At 71.9% G+C, this 20110-nt stretch carries 19 protein-coding genes; 7 read left to right on the top strand and 12 right to left on the bottom strand.

Going from position 1 to position 20110, the window contains the following annotated elements; translation table 11 throughout:
- Positions 1–58: 58 nt before the first annotated feature.
- The 3 genes from ACLVWQ_RS27000 (at position 59) to ACLVWQ_RS26990 (ending at position 1278) form a co-directional block, all read left to right on the top strand.
- The gene (locus tag ACLVWQ_RS27000) at positions 59–145 is read left to right on the top strand and encodes a putative leader peptide (protein ID WP_310875732.1); all 87 of its coding nucleotides are present in this window, start codon (positions 59–61) and stop codon (positions 143–145) included.
- 81 nt (positions 146–226) lie between these two features.
- Positions 227–787, top strand: a complete 561-nt coding sequence (locus ACLVWQ_RS26995; protein WP_414111781.1) for a cysteine dioxygenase — start codon at positions 227–229, stop codon at positions 785–787.
- A gap of 32 nt (positions 788–819) precedes the next feature.
- A complete protein-coding gene (locus ACLVWQ_RS26990; RefSeq protein WP_414111939.1) occupies positions 820–1278 on the top strand; it encodes a rhodanese-like domain-containing protein in 459 nt (152 codons plus the stop codon).
- A 313-nt stretch (positions 1279–1591) separates the two neighbouring features.
- Here ACLVWQ_RS26990 and recX read toward each other — a convergent pair whose 3' ends face one another.
- The 4 genes from recX to ACLVWQ_RS26970 all read right to left on the bottom strand — a co-directional run bounded on the left by recX (position 1592) and on the right by ACLVWQ_RS26970 (position 5509).
- Positions 1592–2518, bottom strand: coding sequence for a recombination regulator RecX (recX, locus tag ACLVWQ_RS26985; protein ID WP_414111780.1), 927 nt, complete (start codon positions 2516–2518; stop codon positions 1592–1594).
- Positions 2519–2521: 3 nt separating this feature from the next.
- Positions 2522–3646, bottom strand: coding sequence for a recombinase RecA (recA, locus tag ACLVWQ_RS26980; RefSeq protein ID WP_414111779.1), 1125 nt, complete (start codon positions 3644–3646; stop codon positions 2522–2524).
- 308 nt (positions 3647–3954) lie between these two features.
- Positions 3955–5148, bottom strand: coding sequence for an AI-2E family transporter (locus ACLVWQ_RS26975; RefSeq protein WP_414111938.1), 1194 nt, complete (start codon positions 5146–5148; stop codon positions 3955–3957).
- 166 nt (positions 5149–5314) lie between these two features.
- A complete protein-coding gene (locus tag ACLVWQ_RS26970; protein ID WP_414111778.1) occupies positions 5315–5509 on the bottom strand; it encodes a DUF3046 domain-containing protein in 195 nt (64 codons plus the stop codon).
- 80 nt (positions 5510–5589) lie between these two features.
- On the opposite strand from ACLVWQ_RS26970, the gene ACLVWQ_RS26965 reads away from it, so the two are divergent.
- Positions 5590–6528: a hypothetical protein gene (locus ACLVWQ_RS26965; RefSeq protein ID WP_414111777.1), complete on the top strand. Its 939-nt coding sequence runs from the start codon at positions 5590–5592 to the stop codon at positions 6526–6528.
- Positions 6529–6649: 121 nt separating this feature from the next.
- Here ACLVWQ_RS26965 and ACLVWQ_RS26960 read toward each other — a convergent pair whose 3' ends face one another.
- From ACLVWQ_RS26960 to ACLVWQ_RS26950, 3 genes are read right to left on the bottom strand one after another with little or no spacing between them, the layout of a single operon-like run.
- Positions 6650–6958 (bottom strand): AzlD domain-containing protein, encoded by a 309-nt coding sequence (locus tag ACLVWQ_RS26960; RefSeq protein ID WP_414111776.1) that lies wholly within the window; start codon positions 6956–6958, stop codon positions 6650–6652.
- Positions 6955–7731 (bottom strand): AzlC family ABC transporter permease, encoded by a 777-nt coding sequence (locus tag ACLVWQ_RS26955; RefSeq protein WP_414111775.1) that lies wholly within the window; start codon positions 7729–7731, stop codon positions 6955–6957. The genes ACLVWQ_RS26960 and ACLVWQ_RS26955 overlap by 4 nt, the downstream gene beginning before the upstream one ends.
- A 10-nt stretch (positions 7732–7741) precedes the next feature.
- Positions 7742–8620: an AraC family transcriptional regulator gene (locus tag ACLVWQ_RS26950; RefSeq protein WP_414111774.1), complete on the bottom strand. Its 879-nt coding sequence runs from the start codon at positions 8618–8620 to the stop codon at positions 7742–7744.
- Positions 8621–8703: 83 nt separating this feature from the next.
- Here ACLVWQ_RS26950 and ACLVWQ_RS26945 point away from each other — a divergent pair, with 83 nt between their 5' ends.
- The 3 genes from ACLVWQ_RS26945 to ACLVWQ_RS26935 all read left to right on the top strand — a co-directional run bounded on the left by ACLVWQ_RS26945 (position 8704) and on the right by ACLVWQ_RS26935 (position 15380).
- Positions 8704–13629, top strand: coding sequence for an ATP-dependent helicase (locus ACLVWQ_RS26945; RefSeq protein WP_414111773.1), 4926 nt, complete (start codon positions 8704–8706; stop codon positions 13627–13629).
- A gap of 112 nt (positions 13630–13741) precedes the next feature.
- Positions 13742–14584, top strand: a complete 843-nt coding sequence (locus tag ACLVWQ_RS26940) for an Fpg/Nei family DNA glycosylase (protein WP_414111772.1) — start codon at positions 13742–13744, stop codon at positions 14582–14584.
- Positions 14585–14615: 31 nt separating this feature from the next.
- The gene (locus ACLVWQ_RS26935; protein WP_414111771.1) at positions 14616–15380 is read left to right on the top strand and encodes an SDR family NAD(P)-dependent oxidoreductase; all 765 of its coding nucleotides are present in this window, start codon (positions 14616–14618) and stop codon (positions 15378–15380) included.
- Positions 15381–15908: 528 nt separating this feature from the next.
- Here the strand turns inward: ACLVWQ_RS26935 and ACLVWQ_RS26930 are convergent.
- From ACLVWQ_RS26930 to rimO, 5 genes are all read right to left on the bottom strand, one after another.
- Positions 15909–16379 carry a Dps family protein gene (locus ACLVWQ_RS26930; protein ID WP_414111770.1) on the bottom strand — a complete coding sequence of 157 codons (471 nt, stop codon included), beginning with the start codon at positions 16377–16379 and terminating at the stop codon, positions 15909–15911.
- A 307-nt stretch (positions 16380–16686) separates the two neighbouring features.
- A complete protein-coding gene (locus tag ACLVWQ_RS26925) occupies positions 16687–17061 on the bottom strand; it encodes a helix-turn-helix domain-containing protein (RefSeq protein ID WP_414111769.1) in 375 nt (124 codons plus the stop codon).
- 109 nt (positions 17062–17170) lie between these two features.
- Complete coding sequence (locus ACLVWQ_RS26920; protein WP_414111768.1) at positions 17171–17716, bottom strand: CinA family protein; 546 nt, start codon at positions 17714–17716, stop codon at positions 17171–17173.
- Positions 17713–18573, bottom strand: coding sequence for a CDP-diacylglycerol--glycerol-3-phosphate 3-phosphatidyltransferase (pgsA, locus tag ACLVWQ_RS26915; protein WP_414111767.1), 861 nt, complete (start codon positions 18571–18573; stop codon positions 17713–17715). Before pgsA ends, ACLVWQ_RS26920 begins: the two co-directional genes overlap by 4 nt.
- Positions 18570–20051: a 30S ribosomal protein S12 methylthiotransferase RimO gene (rimO, locus tag ACLVWQ_RS26910; RefSeq protein WP_414111766.1), complete on the bottom strand. Its 1482-nt coding sequence runs from the start codon at positions 20049–20051 to the stop codon at positions 18570–18572. Before rimO ends, pgsA begins: the two co-directional genes overlap by 4 nt.
- Positions 20052–20110 lie beyond the last annotated feature (59 nt).

Here is a 20110-nt window from a genome sequence, read left to right as displayed (position 1 = left end):
TTGTCCAATCAGTGACACTGAGTTGACCGGCCCACACCGTCATGGTGTACTCCGAACCGTGACCGACACCTGTGTGCGCCTGTGGCGGAGGGTCCATATGGACCTCATCCGCTATGCGGGCTGCGTGTGTCGCCCGTCCTGCTGAATTCGCATCCCTCTTCATCCCGCGCGTGAGGCCCTGTCGCTGCCGCGCGCATCCACGCGAACGCTTGTCAGGACGGTACTTGTGTCTGTGTCACCCTCTGTTCCCGGCTCCGCCGACGTCACCTCCCCCGTGGACTCCGTTCCGGCCGGTGCTCCCACTCAGGCCGAGCTGCTGGACTTCGTGCGGCGCACGGCCGCCGACGCCGAGCTGATCGCCTCCCTGCCGCTCGATCCCGAGGGCCGTACGTGGGTCCGTCTCGAAGGTCCCGGTGGCAGCGAGGCGTGGCTCATCGGCTGGCCGCCCGGCACGGGCACCGGCTGGCACGACCACGCCGAGTCGGTGGGTGCTTTCCTCACCGCGTCCGGTGAGCTCAAGGAGAACTCGCTCGTCGCACGGCTGCCCACCGACGGCTGGAAGACCCTCGAACTCAACGAGGGCATCGACCGTGCGCGACGGTTGTCGGCCGGCAAGGGCCGTTCCTTCGGCCGCCACCATGTGCACGAGGTGCTCAACGAGTCCACCGAGGAGCACGCCGTCTCGGTGCACGCGTACTATCCGCCCCTGCCGCGGATCAGCCGCTACAGCCGCAGCGGTCAGGTGCTGCGGCTGGAGCAGGTGGAGCGCCCCGAGGACTGGCAGTGACGGTCGGGCGCCCCGAGCCGGCCGGCCCCCAGGTGGGGCCCGACCATCCCGTGGGGACCGAACGTCCCGTGGGAATCGACGAGTTGCTGGAGCGGGTCCGTGCGGACCTGGACCGGGTGACGGCGGAAGCCGCCCATGACGCCGCGCGGGCGGGCGAGGCCCTGCTCGTCGACATCCGGTACGCGGCGCTGCGTGAGCGCGACGGTCTGATTCCCGGGGCGCTCGTCGTCGAGCGCAACGAACTGGAGTGGCGGCTCGACCCTCAGGGCAGCCATCGCGCGCCGGAGGCCACGAGCCACGACCTGCGCGTCGTGGTCGTCTGCAACGAGGGCTACGCGTCGAGCCTCGCGGCCGTGTCCCTGCGGCAGTTGGGCCTCCACCGGGCCACCGATCTGGTGGGCGGTTTCCAGGCCTGGCGATCGGCGGGCCTGCCGGTGGATGCGACCACGGCGAACACCACGAACCCGGCCACGGCCGCTTCGACAGCCTGAACACGAACCGCTCCCCCAGGCGTATCCCCTCAGCCTGTTGGGCATAGCCAGCAGTGGGGGCCCCTTCATGTAAGGGGCCCCCACCATTGCGTACTGCCCCTTACTCCCCGATGGCTCCGGCGCTCCCGCAGTACGGTTCCGGGCCCGAACGCGATGGGCGCCCCCGCGCGTCCACCGTGCCCGGTCCCGGAACCGGACCCCGAACCGTCGGCCGGGGCGAACGGCCCCGAGCCGACGCCGCCACCGATCCGAGAGCCCCGCCTCGGGGTCCCCCTCGGAAATCCCTCCCGGAAGCCGTCGTCAGAACCCCCCGTCAGAACCCCTCGTCGCCGAGGAACTCCGTGTCCTCGCCCTCTTCCTCCAGCGCCTGCCGGACCACGCGGAGGGCTGTGCCCTGGGAGTAGCCCTTGCGGGCGAGCATGCCCGCGAGGCGTCGTATGCGCTTGTCGCGGTCGAGGCCGCGGGTGGCGCTCAGTTTGCGGGCCACGAGTGCGCGGGCGGTCGTCTCCTCCTGGTCGGAGTCGAGTTGTCCGACCGCCTCGTCGATCAGCGTGGGGTCCACGCCCTTGGTCCGCAGCTCCTGGGCGAGCGCCCGTCGGGCGAGGCCCCGGCCGCGGTGGCGGGACTCCACCCAGGCGTCCGCGAAGGCGCCGTCGTCGATCAGCCCGACCTCTTCGAACCGGGACAGCACCTCGTCCGCCACGTCGTCCGGGATCTCGCGCTTGCGCAACGCGTCCGCGAGTTGTTTCCGTGTGCGTGGGTTCCCGGTGAGCAGGCGCAGACAGATCGCGCGCGCCCGCTCAGCCGGGTCGCCCGGGGACTCCCCCTTCTCGGCCCTCGACGAGGCAGGGATGTCTCCGTCCTGTGCGCCGCCGGACGACTCCCCGAAGCCGCGCCGCCGACCGCGCGCCCGTCGCGCACGGCCTGTGCGGCTCGGGTCGCTCTCGTCCTGTGTCCCGCCGCCCGGCTCCGTGTGGTCCTCTCCTCCGCCTCTGTACGGCCAGTCACCGGAGCCACGCCCTGAGACGCCGCCCGGTGCACCTCCGCCCTCCCGCTGACCGTCACCGCGGGTCCTGCCACCGCTGCGTCGTGAACCGCCGACCGGCCGGCGGCCGCCTCCCTGTTCGTCGTACGCGCTGTCCGTGTCCGTGTCCGAGGCCGTGTCGATGTCTCCCCCGTGGCCCTGCCCTGGGGAGGCGACGGGGTAGACGTACTCGGCCCAGTCCGTTCGCCGTGTCACGGGCTAGCTCTTGGCCGCCGCGGCCTTGGGCTTGGTGGTCTTGGCCGCGGGAGCGGGAACCGTCTTCGCGGCCTCGCCGGGAGCGGCCGACACCGCCGCGTCCACGCCGGGCTCAGCGGTGGGCGGCTCCGGCTTCACACCGACGCCCAGCTTCTCCAGGATCTTCTTCTCGATCTCGTCGGCCAGGTCGGGGTTGTCCTTCAGGAAGTTGCGCGCGTTCTCCTTGCCCTGGCCGAGCTGGTCGCCCTCGTACGTGTACCAGGCGCCGGCCTTGCGGACGAAGCCGTTCTCCACGCCCATGTCGATCAGGCCGCCCTCGCGGCTGATGCCGTGCCCGTACAGGATGTCGAACTCGGCCTGCTTGAAGGGCGGTGCGACCTTGTTCTTGACGACCTTGACGCGGGTGCGGTTGCCGACGGCGTCGGTGCCGTCCTTCAGGGTCTCGATGCGACGGATGTCGAGGCGCACCGAGGCGTAGAACTTCAGCGCCCGGCCACCGGTGGTGGTCTCCGGGGAGCCGAACATCACGCCGATCTTCTCGCGGAGCTGGTTGATGAAGATCGCGGTGGTCTTCGACTGGTTGAGCGCGCTGGTGATCTTCCGCAGGGCCTGGCTCATCAGACGGGCCTGCAGACCCACGTGCGAGTCGCCCATCTCGCCCTCGATCTCCGCGCGCGGCACCAGGGCGGCGACGGAGTCGATGACGATGAGGTCGAGCGCGCCGGAGCGGATCAGCATGTCCACGATTTCCAGGGCCTGCTCGCCGTTGTCCGGCTGCGACAGGATGAGGTTCTCGATGTCGACGCCGAGCTTTTTCGCGTACTCGGGGTCGAGGGCGTGCTCCGCGTCGACGAAGGCCACCTGGCCGCCGGCCTTCTGCGCGTTCGCCACGGCGTGCAGGGTCAGGGTCGTCTTTCCGGAGGACTCCGGGCCGTACACCTCCACCACTCGGCCACGCGGCAGGCCGCCGACACCGAGGGCGACGTCGAGCGCGGTCGATCCCGTGGGGATGACCTCGATGGGTTCGTTCGGGCGCTCGCCGAGGCGCATCACCGCACCCTTGCCGAACTGCCGTTCAATTTGTGCGAGGGCGGCGTCGAGTGCCTTCTCGCGGTCGGTTCCTGCCATGGGTTCCACCCGATTTGCTTGAGTCGATCGCTTCACGTCAAAGACGCTAACGCCTGCCACTGACAATGCGCCCCGACGCCCGTCCAGCCTGTGGATAACTCGGGCACTTCGGCATGAAATTCCCGCTCGCATCCCGTCTCGAGCTTCGCCAGAGCTTCCATAAGAATGGATGTTCGATTTCGATGTCAAGCGCATCCCGGCCGCGGCAAGAGCGTGTCGCGACCCGTGCCGCCCCGTCGTCCCAAGGCGGACGGACAGCTGTTCCGGGGCAGAAGGGCGGCGTGGTGGCGTGGTGGCGTGGGGCGACGTCAGGAGGAGTCGCGGGGTCCGTCGTCCACCGGCAGCGGCTCCCGGGACCTCGGTTCCCCGGACCGCGGCTCCCGGAACTTCAGGGGGCCGCTCCGCAGCAGACGTCGTACGCCCTTGAGGAGGCCGCCTGAGCCGCGTTCACGGCGCCCGGACACCCGCGGGTCGTCCGTGACGTCGTACCGCTTCACGTACGCCCCCAGGAAGGCCTGGAGCGTGGCGACCGCCGGGATGGCGATCAGCGCGCCGACGGCGCCGAGCAGGGCGGTGCCCGCGATGACCGATCCGAAGGCGACCGCCGGGTGGATGTCCACGGTCCTCGCGGTCAGCTTGGGCTGCAGCACGTAGTTCTCGAACTGCTGGTAGATCACCACGAAGACCAGCACCCACAGCGCGTACCAGGGGTTGACCGTGAAGGCGATCAGCATCGGCAGGGCGCCCGCGAGGTACGTGCCGATGGTGGGGATGAACTGCGAGACCAGGCCCACCCAGACGGCGAGCACGGGCGCGTAGTCCACACCGAGGGACTCCAGCAGGATGTAGTGCGCCAGTCCGGAGACGAGAGCCATCAGACCGCGTGAGTACAGGTACCCGCCGGTCTTGTTGACGGCGATCTCCCACGCGCGCAGCACCTCCGCCTGCCGGGCCGGCGGCAGCACCGAGCACAGCGCGCGCCGCAGCCGCGGCCCGTCGGCGGCGAAGTAGAACGCGAACAGTGTGATCGTCAGGAGCTGGAAGAGGCCGCCCAGCACCTGCGCGGACACGTCCAGTACGCCCGTCGCGCTGTTCTGCACGTACTTCCGGAGCCAGTCGGAACGCAGCAGGCTGTCCTGGATGTCGACGCGGCTGAGCTCCGTGTGGAAGGTGCTGTTGATCCAGCTGATCACCGAGTCGACGTACTTCGGGAAGTCCTCGACGATGTCGATGATCTGCCCGGCGAGCATCGAGCCGAGCAGGGCGACGAATCCGGCGCTCACGACCATCAGGATGAGGAACACGAGGCCGGTGGCCAGTCCTCTGCGCATGCCGAACGAGGCCATCCAGCTCACCGCGGGCTCGATGGCGAGAGCCATGAAGAACGCGATCAGGACGTTGATCAGCAGCCCGGTCAGCTGGTGGAAGGCCCAACTGCCCAGCTGGAAACAGGCGATGAGCGCGAGCGCGAGCACCATGGCCCGCGGCAGCCAGCGCGGCATACCGCTGCCTCCCTCGGCCCCGTCGGGAGCCGGATGCCTGGGAGGTGTCGTGCCGAGGGGGGAAGCCTGCTGTCCGACCTGCGCTGTCTCGTCTGTCGATGCCACGGGCCAAGTCTCGCCCACGTCAGCGACGATCGAACCCAATCCCCGGGATCTCCGTGGCCGCTCAGCGCGATTCGGGGGGAACGTTCACCGCCGTACACACCGCGCGCCACACGTCCTTCGCCTCCCAGCCCACGTCAAGCGCCTGCTGCACCGTACGTCCGCCGAGCTCCGACATGACGTGGTCGCGCGCGAAGGTGTCGGCGTACTCCGCACCGAAGTGATCCGCCATCCGCTCCCAGAAGACCGTCAACCGCATGACTCCAGTATCCCGCCCCTGAGAGTGGGCCCGAGCCGGGACCGCTTGCCGAGAACGCTTTCCGTCCTACGGTCTGACCCATGGCCGAAACATCCCCACTCCCCCCGACGCCCCCGGCGCCCGCTCCCGTCGCCCGTGCCGAGCACTTCGTCTGGCTCACCGCGCGCGTGCTGGAGCAGCGCCGCTTCGAGTACCACTTCCTCGGCGGCGGCGCGGACGCGGTCGAGACCGCGCTGTCCGCCTACCTCAACGAGGACGACGGGTACGGCCACGCGCTGGAACCCGATCTGCGCGGCCCGGTCAGCCAGCCCCTGCACGTCGGGCACGCACTGCGCGTCCTGGACTCGATCGGGCGCTGTGACGGACAGCGGGTGGAACGCGTGTGCCGCTATCTGACCGCCGTGTCGACGCAGGACGGCGCGCTGCCGGCGATCCTTCCGAGTCAGCGGGGCTATCCGGCGGCGCCCTTCGTGCCGATCGTGGACGACCCGCCCAGTGAGCTGCTCGCCACCGGCCCCGTGGTCGGCCTGCTGCACCGCAACGAGGTGTGGCACGCCTGGCTGTTCCGGGCCACCGACTTCTGCTGGCAGGCGGTGGAGTCCCTGGAGAAGACACATCCGTACGAGATCGAGGCCGCCGTGGCCTTCCTGGACTCCGCGCCCGACCGCCCGCGCGCGGAGGCGGCCGCCGACCGGCTCGGCCGTCTGGTGCGCGAGCAGCAACTCGCGGTACTGGATCCGGACCACATCGAGGCGTTCCCCGTGGCACCCGGCTACGCGCCGGGGGAACGTCATCTGCCGCACGACTACGCGAAGGCTCCGGGCTCCCTCGCGCGCGCGTGGTTCACCGACGAGGAGATGGCCCGCTCCCTGGACTTCCTCGAGGCGCAGCAGCAGGAGGACGGCGGCTGGCCGATCCGCTGGCGCCGGTGGGCACCGGGTACGGCCCTGGAGGCGCGCCCGATCGTCACCGTCGAGGCGCTGCGCACCCTGCGGGCGTACGGACGGCTGGCCGGCTGACGGCTGCCGGGTGTCCCGGAGCGCGACGAGTGGCACCGCGACGGGCGGTGCCACAGCCGTGCCGCACGCGAGCGGAATCCCTCCCCCTGCCCCCTCTCCTCAGCCCAGCCCAGCCCAGCCCTCAGAGCGTCATGGCCCGCACCCCCGCGGTGACCAGCACGGCCGACGCCACGACCAGCAGGAAGGGTGCGCGCAACAGCAGCGCCACGGCGGCCGCCGCGAGCCCCGCGGCCTTCGCGTCCAGTACCAGGACACGGCCGTCGGCGAAGGTCTGCTGGGCCGTCAGGGTGGCCAGCAGGGCGACGGGCAGCAGGGCGGCCAGCCGCTGGACGAGGGGCCGCTCCAGAACGCCTGCGGGAATCAGCAGCCCGACGAGTTTCACCACGTAGCAACCGACAGCGGTCACGCCGATCGCGATCCAGATGTTCAACGCCGTCCCCCCGTCGGATCAGACTCGTCGGGTTCGTCACCCGGTTCTTCGTCGAGCCCCGTACGCACCCTGCGGCGGCCGTGCGCCCACAGGACGAACGGGGCGGCCAGCGCGGCCACCAGGACGGGCACACCGGCGGGCAGGACGGGCAGCAGGCCGAGCCCGAGAACGACCGCGAGACCCGCGACCGCCCGTTCCATGGTGGTCCTGAGCATCGGTGCGAGCAGCGCCAGGAAGACAGCGGGTCCGGCGGCGTCCAGGCCCCACGCGTCGGTGTCGCCGATGGCTTCGGCACCCAGCGCGCCGAGCAGGGTGGTCAGGTTCCAGAGCACGTAGAGCGACAGGCCGGTGACGGTGAACCCGATCCGCACGCTGCGGCGCGTGGGCTGGGCGAGGGCCACGGCCGTGGTCTCGTCGATGACCCATTGAGCGGCGAACGGGCGCACCGCGCGCGGGAGGGCCAGCAGCTGCGACAGGCGCAGCCCGTAGAAGGCGTTGCGCACTCCCAGGAAGAAGGCGCCCGCTGCGGCGGTGTACGGGTTGCCCCCGCCGGCCAGTGCCCCTACGAGGGCGAACTGCGAGGCGCCCGTGAACACCAGGAGGCTGAGAGCGCAGGTCTGCAGCACGGTGAGCCCGGTGCCCGCCGAGGTCACCCCGAACGCGAACCCGGAGAGTCCGACGGCGATCCCGACACCGAGAGCGTCCCGTACGACGGCGGCGTCGGGTTTTTCAGCGTCGACCCGTGGGTCAGCGAGAGATATGTCTTCTGTCACGCCTCGGACCCTAGGCCGGGCCCTGCCGTGGGTCTTGTACGTTCTTGCGCTCGCGCTGGTAGGCGCCCGGAGGTACGCCGACGATCCGGGAGAAGTGCCGGTTGAGGTGCGGCTGGTCGGTGAACCCCACGGTGAGCGCCGCCTCGGCGGGCACGACTCCCGCGTCCAGGAGCCGTCGTGCGCGCCGCACCCGGACGTCGGTGAGCCACGCGTGGGGCGGCATGCCGTAGGCGTCCCTGAAGGCGCGCAGCAACGCGAAGGGGCTGGTCCCGAGGTCACCGGCGAGCCGTTGCAGCGTGGGCGGCCGCACGATCCGCTCCTCGAGAACGGCACGCGCGCGTGCCGCCACCTGAGCCCCCGCCGTCCGCGGGGCCCGCTGCGGCAGCGTTCCGCCGTTCGTCCTCAGCAGCCGGGTCACGGCCACCCGCAACAGCGTGTCGGCGGCGAGCGCGTTGCCCTCCTCGGCGGCGCGCAGCACCTGATGGACCAGCTTCACGGTGTACGCGTCGTCGACCACCGGGCTCGTGAAACCGGGGGCGCCCCGCAGGACGGTCGTGTCGGCGGCGATCTCCGCCACCAGTTCGGGCGAGGGGTAGACCGCCCCGTACCGCCAGCCCTCGGGAACACCGGCGCGCCCCGTGTGCGGGGTGTCGGGGTTGACCAGGGCGAGGGCCCCGGCCCCGGCGTACTGATCGGCGCCACCGTGGTGGAAGACCTCGACCCCGTCGACGACGGCGGCGATGACGAAGTTCTCGTGCGTGTGCCGGACGAAGGTCTTCCGGACATACCGGGCGCGCAGCAGATCGACACCGGGCAGCTCCGCGTACTGCCAGTGCCGAGCCCGCTCCTGCGTCTCGCCCGCACCCTCCATGCCTCCATTCTCCGTCATCGGGCCGGTCTCCCGGCCGACCTGCACTCCGAAAGAGTTCGCAGGTCAGCGCGGTTGTCAGTGCTCGGGTGCAGGATGGACGCATGGTCAGCTCCGCACACCGAGCCCTCGACGGCTTCTCCCCCGCGACCCGCGCCTGGTTCACGGGGGCGTTCGACGCGCCCACCGAGGCCCAGGCCGGCGCGTGGCGGGCCATCGGTGAGGGCTCGGACGTGCTGGTGGTGGCCCCGACCGGCTCCGGCAAGACCCTGGCCGCGTTCCTCGCCGCCCTGGACCAGCTGGCCTCGACACCCGTACCGGCCGACCCGAAGAAGCGCTGCCGGGTCCTGTACGTGTCACCGCTCAAGGCCCTCGCGGTCGACGTGGAACGGAACCTGCGCAGTCCGCTGACCGGCATCCGTCAGGAGTCGGTGCGCCTGGGGCTGCCCGAGCCGGAGGTGAAGGTCGGCATCCGCTCCGGCGACACCCCGCCCGCCGAGCGCCGCACACTGGCCGTCCGCCCCCCGGACATCCTGATCACGACTCCGGAATCACTGTTCCTGATGCTCACGTCGGCCACCCGGGAAGCGCTGACGGGCATCGAGACGGTGATCCTGGACGAGGTGCACGCGGTCGCGGGCACCAAGCGCGGCGCCCACCTCGCCCTGACCCTGGAGCGGCTCGACGAGCTGCTGCCGAGGCCGGCGCGCCGGATCGGCCTGTCCGCCACCGTCCGCCCGGTGGACGAGGTCGCCCGCTATCTCTCCCCGCAGCGCAAGGTGGAGATCGTCCAGCCCCCGTCCGGCAAGGAGTTCGACCTCTCGGTGGTCGTGCCCGTCGAGGACCTGGGCGAGCTGGGCGGCTCCCCGGTGGCCGACGCGAACGAGGGCGCGGAGAAGCCCTCCATCTGGCCGCACGTCGAGGAAAGGATCGCCGACCTGGTCCAGTCCCACCGCTCGACGATCGTCTTCGCCAACTCCCGCCGTCTCGCGGAGCGCCTGTGCAACCGGCTCAACGAGATCGCGTACGAGCGGGCGACGGGCGAGCCCCTGGCGGAGCACCACTCTCCGGCCGAGCTGATGGGCGGCTCGGGCGCGGCCCAGGGCGCCCCGCCGGTCATCGCCCGCGCGCACCACGGCTCGGTCTCCAAGGAGCAGCGCGCCCTCGTCGAGGAGGACCTCAAAGCGGGCCGGCTGCCCGCGGTGGTGGCCACCTCCAGCCTGGAACTGGGCATCGACATGGGTGCGGTCGACCTCGTCGTCCAGGTCGAGTCCCCGCCCTCCGTGGCCTCGGGGCTGCAGCGCGTGGGCCGCGCGGGCCACCAGGTGGGGGCGGTCTCCACGGGCGTGGTCTTCCCCAAGTACCGGGGCGACCTGGTCCAGGCAGCCGTCGTCACCGAGCGGATGCGCACCGGCTCGATCGAGGCCCTCCGGGTCCCGGCGAACCCGCTGGACGTACTGGCGCAGCAGATCGTCGCGATGACGGCGCTCGACACCTGGCAGTACGACGACCTGCTGGCCACGGTGCGCCGCGCGGCGCCGTTCGCCTCGCTGCCCGAGTCGGCGTTCACGGCGGTGCTCGACATGCTCGCGGGCCGGTATCCGTCGGACGCCTTCGCCGAGTTGCGGCCGCGCGTGGTGTGGGACCGCGTCGCCGGTACGGTCATGGGGCGCCCCGGCGCACAGCGCCTCGCCGTGACGTCCGGGGGCACGATCCCGGACCGCGGTCTGTTCGGAGTGTTCCTCGCCGGCTCCGACCCCAAGAAGGGCGGCGGCCGGGTCGGCGAGCTCGACGAGGAGATGGTCTACGAGTCCCGGGCGGGGGACGTCTTCACCCTGGGCACCAGCTCCTGGCGCATCGAGGACATCACACGCGACCGCGTCCTGGTCTCCCCCGCGCCCGGTGTGCCGGGCAGGCTGCCGTTCTGGAAGGGCGACCAGCTGGGGCGCCCGCTGGAGCTGGGCCGCGCGCTGGGCGCGTTCCTCCGCGAGGTCGGCTCCATGCCGAAGGACGACGCCCGGCTGCGGCTGCTCGCCGCGGGCCTGGACGCCTGGGCCGCGGACAACGTCCTGTCCTATCTGGCCGAGCAGCGGGAGGCCTGCGGCCACATCCCGGACGACCGCACCGTCGTCGTCGAGCGGTTCCGCGACGAGCTGGGCGACTGGCGGGTCGTCGTGCACTCCCCCTTCGGTGCTCAGGTGCACGCCCCCTGGGCGCTCGCGCTCGGCGCCCGGCTCTCCGAGCGGTACGGCATGGACGCGCAGGTCATGCACGCCGACGACGGCATCGTGCTGCGCCTGCCGGACGCCGATCTGATGAGCCTGGACCTGCTGGACCAGGACCCGGTGAAGCTGGGCACGGAGTACGACGCCGAGCGGGCCCCCGTGGGCGCCGCGGACGTCGTCTTCGACAAGGGTGAGGTCAACCAGATCGTCACCGACCAGGTCGGCGGCTCAGCGCTGTTCGCGTCCCGCTTCCGCGAGTGCGCGGCCCGCGCCCTGCTGCTGCCGCGCCGCAGCCCCGGCAAGCGCACCCCGCTGTGGCAGCAGCGCCAGCGCGCCGCCCAGCTGCTGCAGGTGGCGAGCGAGTTCGGGTCCTTCCCGATCGTCCTGGAGGCGGTCCGGGAGTGCCTCCAGGACGTCTTCGACGTACCCGGCCTCGTCGAGCTGATGGGCGACGTGGAGTCCCGCAAGGTGCGCCTCGTCGAGGTCACGACACCCGAGCCGTCCCCGTTCGCCCGTTCCCTGCTGTTCGGCTACGTCGCCCAGTTCCTGTACGAGGGCGACTCACCCCTCGCCGAGCGGCGCGCCGCCGCCCTGTCGCTGGACTCGCGTCTGCTCGCCGAGCTCCTCGGCCAGGCGGAGCTGCGCGAGCTCCTGGACGCGGACGTCCTGACCGAGCTGGAGCGCGAACTGCAGTGGCTGACCGAGGACCGCAAGGTCAAGGACGCCGAAGGTGTCGCGGACCGGCTGCGGATGCTCGGCCCGCTCACCGACGCCGAACTGGCCGAGCGCGGAGCCGAGCCCGAGTGGGCCCGTGAGCTGGCCGCGGCCCGCCGTGTCATCCGGGTCCGCGTCGCCGGGGCCGATCACTGGGCGACGGTCGAGGACGCGGGCCGGCTGCGTGACGCGCTGGGCACCGCGCTGCCCGTCGGTGTGCCCGAGGCCTTCACCGAGCCGGTCAAGGACCCGCTCGGCGACCTCCTCGCCCGGTACGCCCGCACGCACGGCCCGTTCACCTCGACCGCCGCGGCGGCCCGCTTCGGCCTGGGCACCGCGGTCACCGAGGGCGCCCTGCAGCGGCTCGCGGCGGGCGGCCGTGTCGTACAGGGCGAGTTCCATCCGGCGGGGATCGGTCAGGAGTGGTGCGACGCGACGGTGCTGCGCAGGCTGCGGCGGCGCTCGCTGGCCGCGCTGCGCCACGAGGTGGAGCCGGTGCCGCCCGCCGCACTCGCGCAGTTCCTGCCCCAGTGGCAGCACCTGGGCAGCGGGCACGGGCTGCGCGGTCCGGACGGGCTCGTGCGCGCCGTCGAGCAGTTGCAGGGCGCTTCGGTGCCGGCGTCGGCGCTGGAGAAGCTCGTCCTGCCGTCCCGCGTCTCGGCCTACGCTCCCGCGATGCTCGACGAGCTGACCGCCGCCGGTGAGGTGGTCTGGGCCGGCGCCGGCGCGCTGCCCGGCAAGGACGGCTGGGTCTCCCTGTACCTGGCGGACACGGCGCCTCTCCTGCTGCCCGCCCCGCACCCCCTGGAGCTGACCGCGCTCCACCAGTCGGTCCTGGACGCCCTGTCCGGCGGTTACGGCCTCTTCTTCCGCCAGATCACCGACCAGGTCCGGGCCACCACGCATCCGGAGGCCACCGACCCCCAGCTCGCCGACGCCGTCTGGGACCTGGCGTGGTCGGGCCGCCTGACGAACGACACCCTGGGCCCGATGCGCTCCCTCCTCGGCTCGGGCCGTACCGCAGGCTCCACCGCGCACCGCGCGAAGCGCACGGTGCCCCGCGGACGGTACGGCAGCCTCACGGCCGCCGCGCGGCCCACCTCACGCACAGGACCGCCGACCGTCGCGGGCCGCTGGTCGCTGCTGCCCGGCCGCGAGCCCGACGCCACGGTGCGCGCCCACGCTCTCGCCCGCACCCTGCTCGACCGGCACGGTGTGGTCACCCGGGGCGCGGTCGCCGCGGAGGGGGTGGAGGGCGGCTTCTCCGCCGTCTACCGCGTCCTGGCCGTCTTCGAGGAGAGCGGGCAGGCCCGCCGCGGCTATGTGGTGGAGGGGCTCGGGGCCGCGCAGTTCGCGATGGACGGCGCCGTGGACCGGCTGCGCGCGGCGGCCACCGCCCGTGAGCGGGGCGAGTCCCCGGGCGACCGCGCGAGCGCGCACCCGCCTGGCCCCTCCGGCCCGGACGGCCCTGCCGGGCACCAGGCCCCCGACCCCTTCGCCGACGCCCTGGGCCTCCCGTCCGCCGACGCCGTGAGACCGGACGACGACCCGTACTCCCTGCGCGGCGGACCGTCCCTGGGCCCCACGGCCTCGACGCCCGGATCCGAACGGGGTCACGCGTCCCCCTTCGTCGAGTCACCCCGTTCGGCCCCGCACGCCTTCCCGGGAGACCCCTCCTCCCGTGCCCGCGCGAGCGGCGCGAGCCGCGCCGTCGTGCTGGCCGCCGCCGACCCCGCGAACGCCTACGGCGCGGCCCTGCCCTGGCCCGAGCCCCCGACCGGCGCGGGCCACAAGCCCGGCCGCAAGGCGGGCTCCCTGGTCGTGCTCGTGGACGGCGAGCTGACCCTGTACATGGAGCGCGGCGGCAAGACCCTCCTGGCCTGGCCCGCCGCGCCGGACGAGACTCCCCTGCACGACGCCCGCCTGCGCACGGCCGCCGAGGCGCTCGCGGCGGCCGCCCGCGCGGATTCCCTCGGCACGGTCACCGTGGAGCGGGTCAACGGCGCCTCCGCGCTGACGTCCGAGTTCGGCACCCTCCTGGAAGGAGCCGGTTTCCACGCGACACCCCGCGGACTGCGCCTGCGCGCGTGAGCGACCCGGCGAGGACACCCGCCCGGACCCACCCGCCGCACCCACCCGCGCGCCGGCCCACCGGCAGCCCATCTCCACGCGCCCCGCCCCACCACGTGCCACCCTGGATCCCATGCCCGAAGGAGACACCGTCTGGCAGGCCGCGCGGCGACTGCACAAGGCCCTCGCGGGCCAGGTGCTCACCCGTTCCGATCTGCGGGTCCCCCGGTACGCCACGGCCGACCTCACCGGACGCACGGTCCTGGACGTCACCCCGCGCGGAAAGCACCTGCTCACCCGCGTCGAGGGTGGTCTGACCCTGCACTCGCACCTGCGCATGGACGGTTCCTGGAAGATCTACGCCCCCGGTGAGCGCTGGCGCGGCGGCCCCGGTCACCAGATCCGCGCGATCCTCGGCACCGCGGAGCGCACGGCGGTCGGTTACCGGCTGCCCGTCCTGGAACTGCTCCGCACCGCCAACGAGGACCGCGCGGTAGGCCATCTCGGCCCCGACCTCCTGGGCCCCGACTGGGATCCGGACAAGGCCCTGGCGAACCTCCTGGGCGACCCGGACCGAGCCCTCGGCGAAGCCCTCCTCGACCAGCGCAATCTCGCCGGAATCGGCAACGTCTACAAGAGCGAACTCTGCTTCCTGCTCCGCGTCACCCCCTGGCTCCCCGTCGGCCGGCTCCCCACCGAGTACGCCGCCCGCCTGCCGGCACTCGCCAGGAAGCTCCTCGAAGCCAACCGGGACCGCCCCACCCGTGTCACCACCGGCCGGGCCGACCAGAACCTGTTCGTGTACGGCCGTGCGCCCCGGCCCTGTCTGCGCTGCGGCACACCGATCCGCGTGGCGAGCCAGGGCGACGGCTCCCGCGACCGCCCCACCTACTGGTGCCCGGTCTGCCAGCCGGGCCCGGCCCCGCCACCCGGCACGTACGACGCCCGGTCGGTCCAGCCCCGCCGGACTAATTGACGACCCGTCAGATGACTCGTACGGTCCCTTCATGCCCGTCACCGCGTACGACCTCACCGGACGCACCGCATTCGTCACCGGCGCGGCGAGCGGCATCGGCCGCGCCTGTGCCGTGCTGCTCGCGGGGGCGGGGGCGGTCGTCCACTGCGCGGACCGGGACACCCAGGGCCTCGACGGGACGGCCGCGCTGATCAAGGACGCCGGCGGTACGGCCCGCACCCACACCCTCGACGTCACCGACCGTGCCCTGCTCGGCGAGGCGGTCGCGGCCTGCGCACGTCTGGACGTCATGGCCGCCGTCGCCGGCATCATGCACAGCAGTCCGGTCCTGGACACCCGGGACGAGGACCTCGACCGGGTCCTCGGGGTCAATTTCAAAGGTGTCCTGTACGCCTGCCAAGCGGCCGCCCGCTCGATGCTGGCCTCCGGTACCCGCGGCAGCATCATCACGATGACCTCGGGAGCCGTCGACACCGGCGGGCCGGGGCTGCTCTGCTACGGGGCCGCGAAGGCGGCCGTCGTGCAGCTGACGAAGACCCTGGCGACCGAGATGGGCCCGCACGGCATCCGGGTCAACGCCGTCGCGCCGGGCTGGATCCGTACTCCGATGACCGACCGCGACGACGACGAGGCGCAGGCGCGGACGGAGAAGTTCATGGCCCGCATGTCACCACTGGGCCGAGTCGGCTCCCCCGACGACGTCGCCCACGCGGTGCTGCACCTCGCCTCCGACGCGTCGTCGTTCACGACGGGCCAGATCCTCCGCCCCAACGGGGGCGTGGCCATGCCTTGGTAGCAACCTGCACCCGTCCCCACGGAGCAACCGGCACCCGTCCCCACGCACCCCTGTCGCCGCACTCAGCCGCTCGGGAGATCCGCCCGCTCGGGAGGTTCGCCCCGCCCCATCAAAGGCTCGCGTCTCCTACGCCAGGCCCGAGCAGCCCTCCGCCGCCACTGGTCCGACCCTGCCGCCCCCACGGCCCGCGCCTTGGACACGCAGTGCACCGGCAACAGGCTGAGCCCCCATCCACCGGCGGCGACCGCCCCTTCCAGCACGCCGGGGTCGGCGGCGAACGCCAGCCGTATCACCGCCCACCACCACAGCGCTCCGGCGCCCAGAGCCAGCCCCCACCTGCCTATTCGTCCCATCCGCCCTGCCATGGCGCCACCTCCAGCCCGACGCTAGACCGCCGCGTTCCCGTATCGACAGGGCGCACCGACCCAGCTGAAGCACGCCGGGCGCGCCATCGGCGCCCACCGCGCCGCGGCGCGCCCCGAGGCCGACACCCGTCAGAGCGGACACCCGTCAGATCTGTCAGACCCGTCAGCCGTTCTCCGCCTGGAACATCCAGTGGTGCTTCTCGAGGTCCGCGGTGATCCCGATGAAGATGTCCTGGCTCACCGGGTCCGCGTCCCCGGTCGCCTCCACCCGCTCCCTCATCCGCGCGATCACGGCTCCGAGTGCGTCCACCAGGGCCCCCACCGCGTCGGTGTCCTTCACCCATCCGTCCTTCACGGGACCGATCCCGCTGGTGTTCGAGACGGTCGCGGCCCGTCCGTCCGGCGAGACCCCGAGCGTCGAGGCCCGCTCCGCCACGGTGTCGGAGTGCAGCCGGGCGGTGTCGACGACCTCGTCGAGCTGGAGGTGGACGGACCGGAAGCGCGGGCCGACCACGTTCCAGTGGATCTGCTTCGCCACCAGCGACAGGTCCACCAGATCGACGAGCGCGCCCTGCAGCGCCTCGGACACGGTTTTCAGGTCGGCATCGGACAGCGGGCTCTTCACGACGTACATCGACATCCTCCGGTCAGCAGCGACCCCCGGCCTTGCCCCCGCCACTCCACCATGACCGCCCCGAGCGATACCGGCAAACGCGACAAAACCCCACGCTTGCGTCCGGCGTCCGAGTCCGGCATCTGATCCCGGGCACACCCCGCCGACGCGACCCCGCGACGCGAAAACCCCGACCGCGCTCCTCCGGGTCTCCCCGGAGAACCCCGGCCGGGGCTCTCACACAGTTCTTCTCAAGCTCTTCCAGAGCCCGTTCCCAGGCTCTTCCCGAGCTCTTGTCAGCTCACGACAACGTACCCGTGGGCCATCATCAGGCGGCGACGACGTCGACCGCCTCCGCAGGCGCCTTGATGGTCACTCGTTCCGGTGGCACACCGGCCACCGAGACGGAGTTCAGCCTGGGGCGTACCGGTGTCGGTACAGGCTCGGTGGCGGCAGCCGACTGAGCCAGTTCGGCCAGTGCGAGTTCGTCGCTCACTTCCCTCATGAGCTCGGACATCCGTACGTCCAGCGCGTCGCAGATCGCCGAGAGCAGCTCAGAGGATGCCTCCTTCTGCCCCCGCTCCACCTCGGAAAGATAGCCGAGTGAAACTCGGGCGGACGAGGAGACTTCGCGCAGAGTACGGCCCTGGCGCTGGCGCTGCCGACGCAGCACGTCACCAAGCAGGCGACGGAGCAGAATCATCGGTGGCTCCCTCCTCGGACCGCGTAGCCGCATCCTTCTCGCCCCACCGTACCGCCTCGCGCCGCGGCCGTGCGGGGAGCGATGTCGTGTTCACTCAGGGCTGCAAACATCAAAACCCCCCGTTCTGTTCCGTATCCTGTGCCCGCTCATTCCCAGGTTGTTCGCCCACAAGCCGCTCCAGAAGCAGTGCGAGCACGCTCCGTACACTCTCCATACGGATTTCCGTACGGGAGCCGTTCAACCGCAGCGCCGCCACTTTCCCGCCAAGCGCGCGTTCATTCATCCCCCCGGCAGGCCCGTCGACGGCGACGAAAACCGTACCGACCGGCTGCCCGTCCTGAGGCTCGGGCCCGGCGACCCCCGTGGTCGACATCCCCCAGTCCGCGCCGAGCACCTTGCGCACGCCGGCCGCCATCTGGGCCGCGACCTGCGGATCCACGGCGCCTCGCTGATCCAGCAGAGCGGCGTCGACACCCAGTACGTCACGCTTGAGGTCCGTGGCGTACGCGGTCACCGAGCCGCGGAAGGCCTTGGAGGCCCCGGGCACCGCCGCGAGTTCCGCGGCCACCAGACCGCCGGTCAGCGACTCGGCGACAGCAAGGGTTTCCCCTCTCACCGTGAGTAGTCGCAGCACTTCGGCGGCGGTGGTCGTCACGCTCCCGGCTCCTCGGCGGCGGCCTTGCGCTCGGCCAGTCCCTGACGCCGCAGCACAATGGCCTGTCTCACATAGTCGGCTCCCGTGACGACGGTCAGGGCCACCGCCACAGCCATCACCCAGAACCTCAGGGTCGCCAGCGGCCCCGTCAGCGCCAAGACGTACATCCCGACGGCCACGCCCTGGGTCAGCGTCTTCACCTTGCCGCCGCGGCTGGCCGGGATCACGCCGTAGCGGATCACCAGGAAGCGCAGCAGGGTGATTCCGAGCTCTCGCCCGAGGATCACTCCCGTCACCCACCACGGCAGATCGCCGAGATAGGAGAGACAGATCAGGGCCGCTCCCATGATCGCCTTGTCGGCGATCGGGTCGGCGATCTTCCCGAAGTCGGTGACGAGGTTGTACGTGCGCGCGAGGTGGCCGTCGAAGACGTCCGTGATCATCGCGACGGCGAAGGCGGCCCAGGCCCAGGCCCGCCACACCGGGTCGTAACCGCCCTCGGCCAGCATCAGCGCCACGAAGCCCGGGACGAGCACGAGGCGGAGCATGGTGAGCAGATTGGCGACGTTCCACAGGCTGGCCTGGTTGACGGCCGCGGCGCTCAGCTTGGCGCCGCGTGGTGTCCTGGGCCCCTGGGAGTCGGCAGCGCCCGTACCGGAGGCCGCCGCCCTGGGTGTCGTACCGGATTCCTCACCGGCTCCCGTGACGGCGGTCTTCCCCGTACCGGAAGTGCCCGAACCGGAGGTTCCCGTACCGGAAGCTCCCGAACCGGAGGTTCCCCTGCTGGAAGCTCCGGTGGCACCGCGGGTACCGGGCGCACCGGGGCCGCCCGCCGCGGATGCCGGGGCTCCGGTCATCTGGCCGCCTCCTCAGTACACGCGAGCGAGCCCGGAAGCGGCTCGGCGATCAGGTCGACACCTTCCGTACCGACCACCTTCGCCTCGACCATACGGCCGACGGTCAGTCCTTCGCCGCTCGTGAAGAGCACCTGGCCGTCGGTCTCGGGCGCCTGGTGCGCGGCGCGGCCGTACGCGGCCTCGTCCTCGGCGGCCGAACCGGTGGACTCGACCAGCACTTGCAGGGTCTCGCCGAGGCGCTCCTCCGCCCGCTGGGAGACCAGTTCCTCGGCGAGCCGGGACACGCGCGCGAGCCGCTCGGCGACGACGTCCTCGTCCAGCTTGTGCTCGTACGTGGCCGCTTCGGTGCCGTCCTCGTCGGAGTACCCGAACACTCCGATGGCGTCCAGCCGCGCGGCGGTCAGGAAGCGCTCCAGCTCGGCCAGGTCGTCCGCGCTCTCGCCCGGGAAGCCGACGATGAAGTTGGACCGGACACCGGCCTGCGGGGCCTTGGAGCGGATCGTGTCGAGGAGTCCCAGGAACTGCTCGGTGTTCCCGAACCGGCGCATCGCGCGCAGCACCCCGGGGGCGGAGTGCTGGAAGGACAGGTCGAAGTAGGGGGCGACCTTCGGCGTGGAGGTCAGCACGTCGATGAGGCCGGGCCGCATCTCGGCGGGCTGCAGGTAGCTGACCCGCACCCGCTCGATCCCGTCGACGTCGGCCAGCTCGGGCAGCAGCGTCTCCAGGAGGCGGATGTCGCCGAGGTCCTTGCCGTACGAGGTGTTGTTCTCGGAGACCAGCATGATCTCCTTCACGCCCTGCTCGGCGAGCCAGCGCGTCTCGCCCAGTACGTCACTGGGGCGGCGCGAGATGAAGGAGCCGCGGAAGGACGGGATGGCGCAGAAGGAGCAGCGCCGGTCGCAGCCGGAGGCGAGCTTCACGGAGGCCACCGGGGAGCCGTCGAGCCGCCGGCGCAGGGGCGCGCGGGGGCCGGACTCCGGAGCGAGCCCTTCGGGAAGGTCGGCGGGGCCGTGTCCCGGAAGGGCGACCTCCGCGCCCGCGCTCTGCCGCTCGGCGGGGCTGATCGGCAGCAGCTTGCGCCGGTCGCGCGGGGTGTGGGCGGCGTGGATTCCGCCGTTCAGGATGGTCTGGAGACGGTCGGAGATGTCGGCGTAGTCGTCGAAACCGAGGACACCGTCGGCTTCGGGCAGGGCCTCGGCGAGTTCCTTGCCGTACCTCTCGGCCATGCAGCCGACGGCCACGACCGCCTGGGTTCTGCCGTGACCCTTGAGGTCGTTGGCTTCCAGGAGGGCGTCGACGGAGTCCTTCTTGGCGGCCTCGACAAAGCCACAGGTGTTGACGACGGCGACGTCCGCGTTCTCGGCGTCCTCCACGAGGTGCCAGCCGTCCGCCTCCAAGCGGCCTGCGAGCTCCTCCGAGTCCACCTCGTTACGGGCGCAGCCAAGAGTGACGAGTGCGACGGTACGGCGTTCAGGCATGGGCTCAAGACTACTTCGTCCCACCGACAGCCCACGTCGACGGGGTTGGCCGATCTCGG

The organism is Streptomyces sp. CWNU-52B (genome assembly GCF_047444975.1).
Taxonomy (GTDB): Bacteria; Actinomycetota; Actinomycetes; order Streptomycetales; family Streptomycetaceae; genus Streptomyces.
This window is presented reverse-complemented; position numbering and strand designations above follow the sequence as displayed.

Bases quoted from the DNA above. Each gene is read 5' to 3' on its own strand.
- ACLVWQ_RS26935 (WP_414111771.1), top strand. From the start codon at position 14,616: ATGCCCGTCACCGCGTACGACCTCACCGGACGCACCGCATTCGTCACC.
- recA (WP_414111779.1), bottom strand. From the start codon at position 3,646: ATGGCAGGAACCGACCGCGAGAAGGCACTCGACGCCGCCCTCGCACAA.
- ACLVWQ_RS26970 (WP_414111778.1), bottom strand. From the start codon at position 5,509: ATGCGGTTGACGGTCTTCTGGGAGCGGATGGCGGATCACTTCGGTGCG.
- pgsA (WP_414111767.1), bottom strand. From the start codon at position 18,573: ATGACCGGAGCCCCGGCATCCGCGGCGGGCGGCCCCGGTGCGCCCGGT.
- ACLVWQ_RS26930 (WP_414111770.1), bottom strand. From the start codon at position 16,379: ATGTACGTCGTGAAGAGCCCGCTGTCCGATGCCGACCTGAAAACCGTG.
- ACLVWQ_RS26950 (WP_414111774.1), bottom strand. From the start codon at position 8,620: ATGACGGAGAATGGAGGCATGGAGGGTGCGGGCGAGACGCAGGAGCGG.
- ACLVWQ_RS26925 (WP_414111769.1), bottom strand. From the start codon at position 17,061: ATGATTCTGCTCCGTCGCCTGCTTGGTGACGTGCTGCGTCGGCAGCGC.
- ACLVWQ_RS26945 (WP_414111773.1), top strand. From the start codon at position 8,704: ATGGTCAGCTCCGCACACCGAGCCCTCGACGGCTTCTCCCCCGCGACC.
- ACLVWQ_RS26975 (WP_414111938.1), bottom strand. From the start codon at position 5,148: ATGCCGCGCTGGCTGCCGCGGGCCATGGTGCTCGCGCTCGCGCTCATC.
- ACLVWQ_RS26965 (WP_414111777.1), top strand. From the start codon at position 5,590: ATGGCCGAAACATCCCCACTCCCCCCGACGCCCCCGGCGCCCGCTCCC.
- rimO (WP_414111766.1), bottom strand. From the start codon at position 20,051: ATGCCTGAACGCCGTACCGTCGCACTCGTCACTCTTGGCTGCGCCCGT.
- ACLVWQ_RS26940 (WP_414111772.1), top strand. From the start codon at position 13,742: ATGCCCGAAGGAGACACCGTCTGGCAGGCCGCGCGGCGACTGCACAAG.